Origin of the sequence: Prevotella sp. P4-67 (assembly GCF_002251325.1) — a bacterium.
Lineage (GTDB): Bacteria > Bacteroidota > Bacteroidia > Bacteroidales > Bacteroidaceae > Prevotella.
Genome location: NZ_NPJL01000025.1, coordinates 1 through 15,783, shown reverse-complemented (window position 1 = coordinate 15,783; position 15,783 = coordinate 1). Strand labels below are relative to the sequence as shown.

The 15,783-nt window shown below is 55.0% G+C and carries 9 protein-coding genes; all 9 read left to right on the top strand.

Going from position 1 to position 15,783, the window contains the following annotated elements; translation table 11 throughout:
* Positions 1 to 7 precede the first annotated feature (7 nt).
* The 9 genes from CIK92_RS03915 to CIK92_RS03875 all read left to right on the top strand — a co-directional run bounded on the left by CIK92_RS03915 (position 8) and on the right by CIK92_RS03875 (position 15,528).
* Entirely contained in the window at positions 8 to 1,945 is a 1,938-nt protein-coding gene (locus CIK92_RS03915; protein WP_094388248.1) for an ABC-F family ATP-binding cassette domain-containing protein, read from the top strand.
* A gap of 22 nt (positions 1,946 to 1,967) precedes the next feature.
* Positions 1,968 to 4,001, top strand: a complete 2,034-nt coding sequence (locus tag CIK92_RS03910) for a M13 family metallopeptidase (RefSeq protein WP_094388247.1) — start codon at positions 1,968 to 1,970, stop codon at positions 3,999 to 4,001.
* A gap of 136 nt (positions 4,002 to 4,137) precedes the next feature.
* Positions 4,138 to 5,055: a homoserine O-succinyltransferase gene (locus CIK92_RS03905; protein ID WP_094388246.1), complete on the top strand. Its 918-nt coding sequence runs from the start codon at positions 4,138 to 4,140 to the stop codon at positions 5,053 to 5,055.
* Complete coding sequence (locus CIK92_RS03900; protein WP_094388245.1) at positions 5,052 to 6,881, top strand: U32 family peptidase; 1,830 nt, start codon at positions 5,052 to 5,054, stop codon at positions 6,879 to 6,881. Before CIK92_RS03905 ends, CIK92_RS03900 begins: the two co-directional genes overlap by 4 nt.
* Positions 6,882 to 6,888: 7 nt before the next feature.
* Positions 6,889 to 7,884 carry a beta-carotene 15,15'-monooxygenase gene (locus CIK92_RS03895; RefSeq protein WP_094388286.1) on the top strand — a complete coding sequence of 332 codons (996 nt, stop codon included), beginning with the start codon at positions 6,889 to 6,891 and terminating at the stop codon, positions 7,882 to 7,884.
* A gap of 92 nt (positions 7,885 to 7,976) precedes the next feature.
* Entirely contained in the window at positions 7,977 to 10,409 is a 2,433-nt protein-coding gene (locus CIK92_RS03890) for a TonB-dependent receptor (RefSeq protein WP_254045995.1), read from the top strand.
* A 6-nt stretch (positions 10,410 to 10,415) separates the two neighbouring features.
* Positions 10,416 to 11,735 (top strand): MATE family efflux transporter, encoded by a 1,320-nt coding sequence (locus CIK92_RS03885; RefSeq protein WP_094388244.1) that lies wholly within the window; start codon positions 10,416 to 10,418, stop codon positions 11,733 to 11,735.
* 81 nt (positions 11,736 to 11,816) lie between these two features.
* On the top strand, positions 11,817 to 13,385 hold the full coding sequence (locus CIK92_RS14005; RefSeq protein WP_254045994.1) for a DNA/RNA non-specific endonuclease: 1,569 nt from the start codon (positions 11,817 to 11,819) through the stop codon (positions 13,383 to 13,385).
* Positions 13,386 to 13,401: 16 nt separating this feature from the next.
* Complete coding sequence (locus tag CIK92_RS03875; protein ID WP_094388243.1) at positions 13,402 to 15,528, top strand: Tex family protein; 2,127 nt, start codon at positions 13,402 to 13,404, stop codon at positions 15,526 to 15,528.
* The last annotated feature ends 255 nt before the right edge of the window (positions 15,529 to 15,783 follow it).

Below are 15,783 nucleotides of genomic sequence, written 5' to 3'. Positions count from 1 at the left end.
CAGAAATATGATTTCTATAGAAAATCTCGCTGTAGAGTTCAGCGCCCGCCCGCTCTTCCATGACGTGAGTTTTGTCATCAACGACCGCGACCGCATAGCGCTCGTGGGTAAGAACGGCGCCGGCAAATCGACCATGCTCAAGATACTCTGCGGACAGCAGAAGCCCACCTCGGGCACCGTAGCCATCCCCAACGACACCACCATAGGCTATCTGCCCCAGGTGATGAAACTCGCCGACGACACCACCGTCATCGAAGAGGCCCGCAAAGCCTTCATCCACACCACCCGCATGAAGGAGCGCATCGAGCGGCTGCAGCAGGAGATGGCCGACCGCACCGACTATGAGAGCGAGAGCTATGCCCAGTTGGTCGAGAAGTTCACTCTCGAGCACGACCGCTACATGATGCTCGGCGGCGACAACTACGAAGCCACCCTCGAGCGCACCCTCACCGGTTTGGGCTTCCAACGCAGCGACTTCGACCGCCCCACGCGCGAGTTCTCCGGTGGCTGGCGCATGCGCATCGAGCTCGCCAAGATTCTCTTGCAACAGCCCGACGTGCTCTTGCTCGACGAGCCCACCAACCACCTCGACATCGAGAGCATACAGTGGCTTGAGCAGTTTCTCGCCCAGTCTGCCAAAGCCGTGGTGCTGGTGAGCCACGACCGCGCCTTCATCAACAATGTCACCAACCGCACCATCGAGATAACCTGCGGCCACATCGAAGACTACAAGGTCAAATACGACCAGTATGTGGTGCTGCGCGCCGAGCGCCGTGAGCAGCAGCTGCGCGCCTACGAGAACCAGCAGAAAGAGATAGCCGACATCAAGGACTTTGTAGAGCGTTTCCGCTACAAAGCGACCAAAGCCGTGCAGGTGCAGAGCCGCCTCAAGCAGTTGGAAAAGATAGTTCCCATCGAGATTGACGAGGTCGACAATTCAGCCATGCACCTCAAGTTTCCCCCATGTCTGCGCAGCGGCGACTATCCCGTCATCTGCGACGAGGTAGCCAAGACCTACGGTGACCACAACGTCTTCTCGGGCGTGACGCTCACCATCAAGCGGGGCGAGAAGGTGGCCTTTGTGGGCAAGAACGGCGAGGGCAAGTCTACACTCGTCAAGTGTATCATGGGCGAAATCCCCTTCGACGGCACCCTAAAGATAGGCCACAACGTGCAGATAGGCTATTTTGCCCAGAACCAGGCCCAGCTGCTCGACGAAGACATCACCATCTACGACACCATAGACCGCGTAGCCACTGGCGACATGCGCCTGAAGATCAACGACCTCTTGGGTGCATTCATGTTTGGCGGAGAGACCTCTGAGAAGAAGGTCAAGGTGCTCAGCGGCGGCGAGCGCAGCCGTCTGGCCATGATACGTCTGCTCATGGAGCCCGTCAATCTGCTCATCCTCGACGAGCCCACCAACCACCTGGACATGCAGTCCAAGGATGTGCTCAAAGAGGCCATCCGCGCCTTCGACGGCACAGCCATCATCGTGAGCCACGACCGCGAATTCCTCGACGGTCTGGTCACCAAGGTCTATGAGTTCGGCCAAGGCCATGTGCGCGAGCACCTCGGTGGCATCTACGACTATCTGCGTGCCCACAATGCCGACAGCATCCACGAGGCACTGGCTGCACAGCCTGTAGTGACCCAGTCCAAGCCTGTAGAACAGCCCCATAGCCAGCAGAAAATTTCCTATGCCGAGCACAAGGAACAGCAGAAGCGCATACGCAAGGCGCAGAAGTCGGTAGAAGAGTGCGAACGCAAGATTGCCACGATGGAGACGAGGCTCAAGGAACTCGACGCCCTGCTCATGCAGCCTGAGAACGCAGCCGACATGGAACTCGTGACCGAGTATACCACCACCCACCAGGCCCTCGAGCAGGCTAACGAGCAGTGGATGGAACTCTCCGAACAGCTCGAGAGTCTCAAAAACGAATAATCAACAACCAAACAACAATACAATGAAACTGAAACCAATTATTCCGATAGTCCTCATGATATCGGCGCCCATCATGGGCATGGGACAGAACAAGTCGGGACTGGTAATGTCAAACCTTGACAAAACCGTCAAGCCTGCCGATGACTTTTATCAGTTTGCCACTGGTGGATGGCAGAAGAACAATCCTCTCCCTGCCGCCTACAGCCGCTACGGCAGTTTCGACCAGCTGCAGGAGAACAACAGCAAGCGCATCAACACCATCCTCTCCGACCTGGAAAAGAAGAAATATGCCACCGGCACTATCGAGCAGAAACTGTCTGACTTCTACAAGCTGGCTCTCAACGTAGAGCGACGCAATACCGAGGGCACAGCCCCCGTTGCCGCTCTGCTCAACGAGATAGAGAGCGCCTCTACCGTGGCCCAGCTGCGCGAGCTCCAGCTCAAGTATGCCGCCCAGGGCTATGGCGTACAGTATGCCTCATACTTCGGCGCCGACTCCAAGAATGTGAGCATGAACATCATGCACATCTCTCAGAGCGGACTCACTCTGGAGCAGAAAGACTACTATCTCAACAACGACGCTGCCACGGTGGCCATACGCGAGGCTTTCCGCAAGCACATCGCCCGCATGTTCGGGCTCTACGGTTTTGACGACGCCCAGGCCCAGAAGAAGAGCGACGCCGTGTTCCGCCAAGAGACCATCCTAGCCCTTATCTCCAAGAGCGAGACCGAGCTGCGCGACCCCGAGGCCAACTACAACAAGATGACCATGAAGGCGTTTGCCGAGCACTATCCCAACATCCCACTCGAGCAAATGTGCGTGGCAGAGGGCGTAAACAAGGACTACATCCAGACACTCATCGTGGGCCAGCCCGAGTTTATGAAGGGCCTGGACAAGATTGTGGCTCTGCAGACCGCCGACGAAATCAAGGCGCTCATGGAGTGGGACATCATCATGAGCTCGGCATCCTACCTCAGCGACGAGATAAGAGAAGCCAACTTCGACTTCTTCGGCAAGACCATGAGCGGCCGCAAGGAAGACTACCCATTATGGAAACGCGCCACCGCACAAGTCGAGGCACAGATGGGCGAGGCTTTGGGCAAAATCTACACGCAGCGCTACTTCCCCGAGTCGTCAAAGAAGATGATGGAGAAGCTGGTGGCCAACCTGCAGATAGCTTTGGGTCAGCGCATCGACGCCCAGAAGTGGATGGGAAGCGAAACCAAAGCCAACGCACACCGCAAACTGGACAAGTTCTACGTAAAGATAGGCTATCCCAACAAGTGGACAGACTTCAGCGCATTGACAATAGACCCATCAAAGAGCTACTATGACAACGTGATGGCATGTCGCGCCTTCGCCCACGACAAGCATATCGCCGAGAAGGCCGGCAAACCCGTTGACCGCGATGAGTGGTTTATGAACCCACAGACCGTCAACGCCTATTACAACCCAACCACCAATGAGATATGCTTCCCTGCGGGCATCCTGCAGTACCCCTTCTTCGACCCCAAGGCCGACGAAGCATTCAACTATGGTGCCATCGGCGTAGTGATAGGTCATGAGATGACCCACGGGTTTGACGACAAGGGCCGTCTCTACGATGCCGACGGTATGCTCAAGGACTGGTGGACCGCCAAGGATGCCGAGGGTTTCAAGGAGCGTGCCGATATGTATGCCAACTTCTTCAACAACATCAAGGTACTGCCCGACCTCAACGCCAATGGTGAGTTCACGCTGGGCGAAAACCTCGCCGACCACGGTGGTCTGCAACTGGCTTTCACTGCCTACAAGAACGCCACTGCCGAGAAGCCACTCAAGCAGAAGGACGGCTTCACCGCCGACCAGCGCTTCTTCATCGCCTACGCTGGAGTTTGGGGCCAGAACATCACCGAGAAGGAAATACGCAACCGCGTAAAGCGCGATCCGCACTCACTGGGTAAATGGCGCGTCAACGGCGCTCTGCCCCATGTAGATGCGTGGTACGAGGCTTTCGGAGTGAAGGAGGGCGACAAGCTCTATATCCCCAAGGCCAACCGTCTGGACCTCTGGTAACACATCGTAAGACAAGATAAAAGTGGGGGCTGTCAGAAAATACTTTGACAGCCCTACTTGTTTTTCATCGGTTTTTGTTATTTTTGCAACTGTAAAACGCCCCACATTATTGACAAGTAGTAATTCCACAACAGTTATGCCCATATATTTACCCGAAGGTATTCCCGCCATCCAGACCCTGAACCACGAACACGTGGACGGCATCGAAGGATATGGACGCGACTGCGCCCGCCGAGAGGACCGCCTACACATCGTGGTCCTCAACCTCATGCCCAAGAAGGAGGAAACAGAGTGCGACCTGGCGCGTGTGCTGGCCTACTCTTCACACAAGATAGAGTTGAGTTTCATGAAGCTGCGCTCGCATACCTCAAAGAATACAACGGCAGAACATCTGGAACGCTTCTATCGGTATGCCGACGAACTGGCAGATGAGCATTTCGACGGCATGATAGTCACCGGCGCACCGGTAGAGACCATCGCCTATGAAGAGGTAGACTATTGGCGCGAGCTCACGGCCATCATGGACTGGGCCCACAGCCACGTGCGCAGCACGCTCTATCTGTGCTGGGGAGCAATGGCTGCGCTTTACCATTTCTACGGCATCCCCAAGTATCTCTTGCCAGCCAAGAGGTTCGGCGTGTTTACGGTAATGCCAGCCGACCTGCACCATCCCATATTCAGCGGTTTCGACGACACTTTCAGCATGCCCAACAGCCGCCATACCGAGATAAGGCGCCCGGACATCGAGCATACCGAGGGCGTGGACATCCTCGCCGAGTCGGCCGAAGCCGGTCTGTGCATCTGCGCCTCGCGCCAGCATAGAGACTTCTATGTATTGGGCCACTTCGAATATCCCGTGTGGACACTTGGCGACGAGTACCGCCGCGACCTGGGCAAGCGCGATGATGTCAATCTGCCACAGCACTACTACCCCAACGACGACCCCAGCGCCCAGCCCCACTGCAACTGGCGCGCAGCGGCTACGCTCTTTTACAACAACTGGATCAATCATTATGTCTGTCGTCAAGAGGCAGATGAAAACATAAACGTATGAGAAAACTCGAACTGTTGGCTCCCGCCAAGAACCTGGAATGTGGCATCGCAGCCATCGACTGCGGAGCCGATGCCGTGTATATCGGTGCCGCACGCTTCGGCGCCCGCGCTGCAGCCGGCAACTCTGTCGACGACATCGGCCAGCTGTGCCAGTATGCGCATCGCTTTGACGCCAAGGTCTATGTCACGCTCAACACCATCATCTACGACAGCGAGATGGACGACACGCTGGCGCTCGCAGAGCAACTGCGCGAGGCAGGAGTGGACGCCCTGCTGCTGCAAGACATGGGTCTGGTGGGACGGGTGGCTCTGCCTATACACGCCTCGACCCAATGCGACACGCGAACGGCAGAGAAGGCTCTGTGGCTGGAGTCGCTGGGCTTCACCAGAGTAGTGCTGGCTCGCGAGTTGTCGCTCGACGAGATAGCCGAGATACACAAGGCTTCGCCCGAACTGGAGCTCGAGGTCTTTGTCCATGGTGCCCTGTGCGTGAGCTACTCTGGCGTCTGCTACGCCTCGCAATACTGCTTCGGCCGAAGCGCCAACCGCGGCGAGTGTGCCCAGTTCTGCCGACTCAAGTTTGACCTCGTCGACGCCACTGGCAGGGAGATAGAGCACCAACGCCATCTGCTGTCGCTCAAAGACATGTGCCAGATAGATGCCATCGAACAGCTGGCCGACGCCGGTGCCTGTTCGTTCAAGATAGAGGGCCGACTCAAGGACGCCGACTATGTGAAGAATGTTGTATCGGCATACTCGCAGCAGATAGACAGACTGGTAAGCAAGCGTCCCAACGACTATTGCCGCGCCTCGAAGGGTCAGGTGACCTATCACTTCGAGCCCAATCTGCGCAAGACTTTCAATAGAGGTTATACCCATTACTTCCTCAACGGCCGCCAGGCAGATATCGCCAGTTTTGACACCCCCAAGGCCATGGGCGAGTATGTGGGCAAGGTCAAGGAGATACGCGGCAACTCGTTCAACGTGGCGGGCGTGGCTGAGTTTGCCAATGGCGACGGGCTCTGCTTCTTCAACAGCAATCACGAGCTTGAGGGCTTCCGCGTCAACCGCGCCGAGGGTAACCGTCTCTTCCCCCAGCGCATGCCGCAGTCGCTCCGCCCTGGAGCAGCGCTATACCGCAACAACGATGTGGCGTTCTCCAAGCTGCTCGCATCAACTGTGGCTGAGCGCAAGTTGCCTCTGCACATGACCCTATCGACAACGGACGACGGCTTTGCACTCGAAGCGCTTCATGCAAGGGCCACTGTGACCTTTGAACATCAACCGGCGCGGACCAACCAGCATGACAACATCGTAAGACAGCTATCTAAGTTGGGCAACACGCCCTATACGCTGGCCGACGTGAGCATAGCCGAGGGTGCAGAGATGCTCTTCATCCCGTCGAGTCTGCTGGCAGAGTTGCGAAGAATGGTTGTGGCACAACTCGAAGAGGCTCCTGTGGAGCAGACCTCAAGCCAGGACAATCAGCAGATGGTGGCCGACGATGCCATGATGCCCAACGGATGGCAGCGCGAATACATCCAGCACACCTATTTATATAATATAGCCAACCGCGAAGCCCGCGCCTTCTACCAACAGCATCACCGTCATGAGCTGGCTCCTGCCTACGAGCTCTCGCCGACCTCACATCCGCTCATCATGCAGTGCCGTCACTGTCTGCGCTATGCGCTGGGCTACTGTGTGCGTCGCGGCGGTCGCCAACCCGAATGGAAAGAGCCTCTGAGTCTGCGCCTTGCCGACGGAAGAAGTTTCGAGCTCAAGTTTGTCTGTGACGAGTGTCAGATGAATATCTATGCTAAAGAATAGGATAATGATGATGAAAACGAGTAAATACACAGCGCTGCTATTGCTGATGATAACGATGCTGGCGTCGTGCTACCACCGCCCGCACCGTTACGCGAATGTAACCGGGGAAATCACTGGCGTACAGACAGATACCATGTCGTTCTACACACTGCACCATTATACGGTCAACTATAATTTCATCGTACGCTCAAACTCGCTTACGCTCGTTGCGCAGCAACCGGAAGAGGTACTGAGCAACATGCCCACCGACTCATTTACAGTCCGGCACGGCGAACATCTGGTTGTGGCAGACTATCGCACACTGCCACAGGACCCGGCAGACTCTGTATGGATACAGGTGGCAACTGCCTCGCGCCATTTCGGATGGGTACATGAAGGAAAGCTGCTCCGCTCTGTCGTGCCCGATGATCCCATATCCGAGTTCATATCCACTTTCTCTGACACCCACCTCCTTATTTTCCTTATCGTGATATGCGTCATCTCTGCCGCTTATCTCATCAGGAAGCTGAAGCGTATGGATGTACCCATCGTCCACTTCCGCGACATCCATTCCTTCTATCCCACTATGCTCACGCTACTGGTGGCGTCGGCAGCGACGCTCTATGCCAGCATCCAGACATTTGCCCCAGACGTATGGCGGCACTTCTACTTCAACCCGACACTCAACCCGCTGTCGGTGCCACCCATACTGGCGCTATTTCTGCTTCTGGTTTGGGCGATGCTGATTGTAGGTGTCGCAGTGCTGGACGACGTGCGCGGTCAGTTGGCAACGGGCGAAGCCATACTCTATCTGAGTGGACTGGCTGCAGTTTGCGCCATCGACTACATAGTCTTCAGCATCACCTCTTTATATTTTATAGGTTATATTCTGCTCGTCTTGTATTTCATATACGCCATCAGGCAATACCGCACCCATAGCCGCATGACCTATGTCTGTGGAAAATGTGGCGCACTGCTACGCAAAAAAGGCGAATGTCCTCACTGCGGCGCCTTCAACGTATGACGCCATCGCGGCACAATTCCTCATAAATGAGGATTGGGATTGCAGAGGATTATGAGTACCTTTGCAGCCGTTCAAGACAACAATACAAGAGGATGAACTATAACAAGACAATTGTAACAACATGTATTTCGCTGATGCTGGCCGTTGCTGCATCAGCAAGCGAATCGCGCTACGTCACACCGGTAGCCAACGACACATCAAAAGTAGTGAATATCGACGAGGTAGTAGTGGTGTCACAACCTAAAGAGGCATTCTATCTGCGTCAGCAGCCATTGAGCAGTTCGATGTTCGATGCACACGACCTGCAACGTATGTCCATGAACGACTTACGTGACCTCTCTGCCTTTGTCCCCTCGTTTACGATGCCCTCCTACGGTTCGCGCTATACCAGCTCTATCTATATCCGCGGTATCGGTTCACGCATCAACAGTCCGGCTGTGGGCGTCTATGCCGACGGGCTGCCACTGATGAGCAAGAGCGCATACAACTATCACAACTATGAGTTGGCTCGCGCCGATGTCTTGCGTGGTCCACAGGGAACGCTCTACGGCATCAACACTGAGGGCGGACTGATACGTACCTATAGCCTCAGTCCGATGAACTATCAAGGCACGAGAATCAAACTGGGCCTCGGCTCCCACTTCACTCGTCATGCTGAGGTGGCTCACTATGCCAAGCCCAACGAACACATTGCCTGGTCGCTTGCCGGTTTCTATAAGGGTCAGAAAGGTTTCTTTACCAACAACACAACTGGTGAGAGAGCTGATAAAAGCAATGAAGCCGGCGGCAAACTGCGCCTAATCTATCAGCAAGGTAACGGCTTCAGCGTCGACTATATCCTCGACTATCAATACGTCCGCCAGAACGCGTTCCCCTACGGACTCTGGAACGGCGAAACTCAACCCACTGTCGCCAACCGTCAGTCCAACTATCGCCGTAACATGCTCAACACCGGCGTAGTCATCTCCAAGCGTTGGGAAAACACCACCTTCAGTTCTACCACCAGCTTCCAATATCTCAAGGACTACATGCTGATGGATATCGACTATATGGCTGCCGACTTCATGCAAATGGAAGAACGCCAACACCAAAACTCGATTACGCACGAGATGGTTGTCAAGGGGCAGATGGGCTTGAAGGAGGCGGAGACCAACCGTGCGTGGCGGTGGACGACAGGTACGTTTACCTCATACCAATGGAACAAGACCGAAGCGCCAGTTGCGTTCTTTGGAGATATGGATAACATGCTGGGAACCACCATCCAAACCGCCATGTATAAAGCTATAGTACAGACAATGGCGGCACGCTTCGAGGCAACTGGCATGGCTCCCGACAGAGCCAAGCAGATGGCTGAGCAGATGATAGAACAGCGCGGCGGAATAACAGTTACCACCGATTTGGGCGTCATCCCAGGCACGTTCCGACTCCCTACATTCAACCAAGGGGTATTCCACGAATCAAACATCGACCTCACGCGCCGTCTGACACTGACTTTGGGACTCCGCTATAATTACTCCAAGGTAAGACTCGACTATGACACGCGGGCGGAGATGAACTGCAACGTCATGATGATGGGCAGCGCAGCTTCGAGCCACCTCTTATCCAAACTCAGCAACAGTTACCACAATGATTTCCACCAACTTCTACCCAAATTAGGATTGAGCTACAAGTTTGGCGATAACGGTTCCAACCTCTATGGTGCCATCAGCAAAGGTTATCGTGCCGGTGGCTACAATTATCAGATGTTTTCAGACATTCTACAGACCGAACTCAGCAACAACTCCAGCCAGCGTGGCGACTACGAGATACCCCATACCGAAGAGGACTACAAGGATATCGAGAAAACCATAGCCTACGCCCCCGAAACGACATGGAACTACGAACTGGGAGCCCACATCAATCTGCCCGGGAATAAGATCCAGATGGATATGGCCGTCTATCTCACCACCGTGAACAACCTGCAGTTGTCGGTGATGGCCGGAAACTACGGTTTCGGCCGAATGATGGTCAACGCAGGCCGTAGCCGCAGTCTGGGTGGAGAACTTTCTCTGCGAGGAAGTCATCTTGACAATCACCTCACATGGACAGCCAGTTACGCCTTTACCCAATCGACATTCAGAGACTATCGCGACGCCGCAACTACAGGCAACACCACCACCCAGATAGACTACCGCCATCACCACGTGCCCTTCATCCCTCGCCACACATTGGGTTCGACAATAGATTACCGCATCGACACGCGCAACCCACGTATACATGCCCTGGTTATCGGTGCCAATATGGCCGCCCAAGGCAGCATCTATTGGAACGAGGCCAACACCTTGAGCCAGCCATTCTACGCTACACTTGGCGCCCATTGCGACGCATTGTGCGGCAATGTCGTTGTAAGTCTGTGGGGGCGCAACATCACCAATTCCCGCCCCAACACCTTCGTCGTGGAAAGCAGTGCAACCGGCAGACAACTTGTCTTCGCCCAACAAGCCAACCCGTTCCACATGGGCATTGATGTCAAGTTGAATTTCTAACCCGCGATGAGAGATATAGACAAGCAGATATTCGGCCTTGCCATTCCGGCTGTGGTGACCAACATCACCGTACCCCTGCTGGGCATGGCCGACCTTGCCATCGTGGGACACATGGGCAACGCTGTCTATATCGGAGCCGTGGCAGTAGGTTCGATGATGTTCAACGTCATCTACTGGATATTCGGATTTCTACGCATGGGTACCAGCGGGCTCACTGCGCAGGCATTGGGCGCAAACGACCACCGGCAGGTACGCCATCTGCTACGCCAGTCCATCACCGCCGCACTCATCATAGCCACGCTAATGATAGTCTGCCAGCGGGCAATCTTCCATGCCACAACCCTCATCATGCAGCCCGACGACACGGTGAGCGCGACCGTCGACACCTACTTTTCTATATGCGTATGGGGAGCCCCAGCCGTGATGGGACTCTACAGCCTTACCGGATGGTTCATCGGCATGCAGAACACGCGCATCCCCATGTATGTCTCCATCGCGCAAAACATCACCAACCTACTCGTTTCCATCATCTTGGTCTTCGGATTCGGACTCCGTATCGAGGGAGTGGCCTTGGGCACGATGATAGCCCAATGGACAGGCTTCGGCATGGCGCTGATGTGGCTCAAGAGGAGCCTCGCCAAGGTGGAAGTCTGCGACAGCGACAAGCTAGGCATGAAGTGGCACCACGGGATGCTCCGCTTCTTTGCAGTGAACCGCGACATATTCCTGCGCACGCTCTTTCTGGTGATGGTCAACCTGTTTTTCACCTCCTTCGGTTCCCGCCAAGGCACCCTGATGCTCTCTGCCAACACCCTGCTGCTCACCCTGTTTACCCTGACCTCCTTCTTCCTCGACGGGCTGGCCTATGCCGCCGAAGCCTTGGGCGGCAAATACTGCGGAGCCGCCGACCGCAAGGCTTTCAGTACTTTGACACGCCGTCTGTTTCTCTGGGGCATCATTGTCGCCATTGTGTTCACCCTCGTCTTCGCCTTCGGCGGAAATCCATTGCTCCACCTACTTACCTCCGAGCACGCTGTCATCAGCACAGCCCTACCCTATCTGCCCTGGGCTGTGGCCATACCCATCGCCGGTGTAACCGCTTTTCTGCTCGACGGACTGTTCATCGGGCTCACCGCCACGCGCCCCATGCTGTGGTCCACTGCACTGGCGGCAATAGTGTTCTTCACGCTCTATTTTACCCTCGCCCCCACACTCCACAACCACGCTCTATGGCTGGCGCTGATAGCCTATCTGGCCATGCGCGGCATAGTAGAAATGCTGATGTTGCGCTTTTCTCCATCTGTTTTCAAGTCATTTATGCAGTGAGATAGAAAATTATAGGTTTTTGCTTGGTTGCGCGCGATAAAACCATTAATTTTGCAAAGTATTACTATAGCATAAACAGACATGAAGAAAACATTATTCTTAATCCTCTCGATTGCGTTTGCCATCACCGCAGGCGCACAGGAGAAAATGGCCGTGTGCAAACACAGTTCACAGAATAAGAATCTTGCCAATTACCACCTATACGACCGCAGCAAGATTGACCGTGTTGATCTCGGCACCTACGGCAAGGTACGTATATTTACCGGAGACGACGAGCACATCTATGATAAAGCCAACATTGACAGCATTGTCTTTACACGTCCCGCCAACTATGAGGACATCGGCTACCCTGCTTTCCAGAAATTCTTTATCAATGAGGACTTCTCCAACTCTTTGGGCGTATTCGAGGTTTCCACGCCCAAAGGTATATCATGGGACTACAGCACGCAGTACAAGTGCGCATTAGCCTCAGGATTCAAGGATAACAAGACCACACCCTCGGAGACATATCTCTATTCATCCGAGTTTGATTTCACCAACACTACTGAGGCTTCCCTGGAGTTCAGCTACAAGATGAACTACGCCGGTTCGACCGTCAAGGTGCTCATCACCGACTGCTTTACCGGCGACGCCGCCACGACAGAGTGGACCACGCTCAAGGATGACATCGAAAACCCGATGACATTCAACAAGACCATCACTGTAAACTGCGACATTCCCTCGCGCTTCCTCGGCGAGAGCAATGTTACCATCGCCTTCTACCACTCATGCGGCAACAGTTCGTCGACATGGGAGCTGATGAAGGTGAAGCTCCAGGAGATTACCTCTACCGGCGGTGGAAGCACTGGCGGAGGTGGTGGAGGTGAAGAAAAGCCCGGCACCGAAGACCCTAACAACAAGAACCGCAACAATGTGTCCAAGTCTGCCAACAAGGAGGTATGGCGATTGGAGTTCCCCAAAATCAAGGGCGACGACATGAACCTCGTGATTACTCACAGCACCGCAGCCTACGGCATCACCTACTCTCTGGAATGGGATTGCAACAAGCGAGCCAACCGCTGGACCTGCTACCAGATGCACAAGGACAACAGCAAGAAGATCGTGAAGCGAAGTGAGGATTTCCGCGAAGACCCCAACATACCTTCCAGATACCAATCTACCCTCGGCGACTATAAGGGAAGCGGTTACAGCCGCGGCCACCTCTGTCCGTCGTCAGACAGACTATGTTCGCGCGAGCAGAACAGCCAGACGTTCTATCTCTCCAATATGCAGCCACAGATACAGGGACACAATGGTGGAGTATGGAACACATTGGAGGTGCGCCTGCGTGACAAGTGGAACACAGACAAAATGCGCGACACGCTCTATGTAGTCAAGGCTGCCACCATAGACGACCAGAACATCATGACGCATACCTCCAGCGGACTGATTGTGCCCAAATACTTCTATATAGCCATCCTGAGTGTCAAGAATGGCGTCTACTGCGCATTGGGCATCTGGTCCCCCCACGCTACAGGAAGCAAGACCGAATATATCTCCATCGACGAACTCGAGAAGCGCACTGGCATCGACTTCTTCTGCAACCTGCCCGACGACATCGAAGCCAAGGTGGAGGCCGAATGGGACCCAGCATATTGGGGCAGGCCTTAAAGACAAACAATTGAATATGAACAATTTTTCAAATATCATCGCTAAGGCTCTCCACATCGGAGAGCCTTACGTGCTTAATACCCTCGCGCTCATTGACGAGGGCGCCACGATTCCATTCATAAGCCGCTATCGCAAGGAGAAGACGGGCGGAATGAACGAGGTGCAGATTGGACAAATCGACGAACTGTATAGCCGACTGAAGGAACTCGCCAAGCGCAAGGAGACCATCGGGCGCACCATCACCGAGGCTGGCGCAATGACGCCTGAACTGCAGCGGCGCATAGACGACTGCTGGGACGCCACCCTGCTGGAAGACATATATCTGCCCTATCGTCCCAAGCGGCGCACAAGGGCACAGATAGCCCGCGAGAAGGGACTGGAGCCGCTGGCCAACATCATCATGATGCAGCGCGAGCGCAACATAGAGGGCATCGCCGCCCGCTGGAAGTCCAAGGGCATCAGCGTAGAGGAAGCACTGGCTGGAGCCAAGGACATCATAGCCGAAATCATAAGCGAGGACGAGGGCACGCGCAATACGGTGCGTGGAGAGTTCAGACGCTTTGCCACCATTACATCCAAAGTCAACAAGGCGCAGAAAGACCAAGATGAGGCTGCCAAGTTCAGCGACTACTTCGACTTCAGCGAGCCGCTCAGTCGGTGTTCGTCCCACAGGCTTCTCGCCATACGAAGGGGCGAAGACAAGGGCGTGCTGCGTGTGAGCATCGACATAGACCGCGCCCAGTGTGCCGACAGACTCAAGCGTCACTACGTCAGAGGCCAAGGAGAATGTCAGCGACTGATGGGTGAGGCTGTGGACGACGCCCTCAAGCGACTTCTGGCGCCGTCGATAGAGACCGAATATGCCCACAGCAGCAAGGACAAGGCCGACGAAGAGGCCATAGCCGTGTTTGCCGAAGGGCTGCGCCAGCTGTTGCTCGCTGCGCCATTGGGGCAGAAGCGCGTGCTGGCCATAGACCCGGGGTTTGCCAATGGATGCAAGACCGTATGTCTCGACGAGCTGGGCACGCTGTTGCACCACGAGATAATCTACCCGCACCCGCCACAGCGCAAGAGTGCGCTGGCTGCCGCGGCATTGCAACACATGGCAGACAAATACAAGATTGAAGCCATCGCCATTGGCAACGGCACGGCAAGCAGGGAGACTACCGAATGGCTGCGTTCAATCGGCAGTCTCAGCGACATCCCCTACTACGTGGTGAGCGAAGATGGGGCGTCAATATATTCAGCTTCAAAGATAGCGCGCGAGGAGTTCCCCGACGAGGATGTCACAGTGCGAGGCGCCGTGTCGATAGGCAGAAGGCTCATGGACCCGTTGTCCGAGCTGGTCAAGATAGACCCGAAGAGTATCGGCGTGGGTCAGTACCAGCACGATGTAGACCAGACCAAACTCAAGCATGCTCTCGACAACACAGTGATGAGTTGCGTCAACCACGTTGGCGTCAATGTCAATACTGCAAGTGCCTATCTGCTCAGCTATGTGAGTGGCTTGGGCATGTCGCTCGCTCAGAATATCGTAGCATATCGCAGCGAGCATGGAGCATTCACAAGCCGCAGCCAATTGAAGAAGGTACCGCGCCTGGGACCGGTTGCCTATCAGCAATGTGCCGGTTTCCTACGCATCAACGGCGCCAAGAATCCGCTCGACAATAGCGCGGTGCATCCCGAGAGCTATCACATCGTGGAGCAGATGGCGAAAGACCTCAAATGCAGCATTGCCGAACTGATTAAGAACAAGGAGATACAGAAGCAGATAAAGCCTGAGCGCTATGTGAGCGACACGGTGGGACTGCCCACGCTGAACGACATTCTGGCAGAGCTCGAGAAGCCGGGAAGAGACCCACGTATGGCGTTGGAGACCTTTGAGTTTGATGCTTCGATTAAGTCGATAGACGACTTGCAGGAAGGGATGATACTGCCGGGAATAGTGACCAACGTCACCCAGTTTGGCGCCTTCGTCGACATTGGCATCCATCAGGATGGGCTCGTCCACATCTCCCAACTGGCCAACAAGTTTGTCTCTGACCCGAACACAGTGGTAAAGTTGCAACAGCACGTCACGGTCAAGGTGATAGGCATAGACCACCAGCGCCACCGCATCTCGCTGTCTATGCGCGAGGTCTAAGAGTCCGCAGGTCCGTTCTGCCTCACGGCCCGGCACTCCTGTCACTCCCCATCAGCCCGCCGACATAGCCATCAGCGACCACAGCGCACCCATCCATACAGACACGCAAACAGAGGAATAAGGCACCGAACCTGAAGGTAAAGTCAACAATACGGGTCAGTTGCCATAACACAATCAAGGGCTGGATTCGGCACAAACGAATCCAGCCCTTAACGCATCTCATCCCGTCCATCCCCCCCTCACATTGCCCTAACG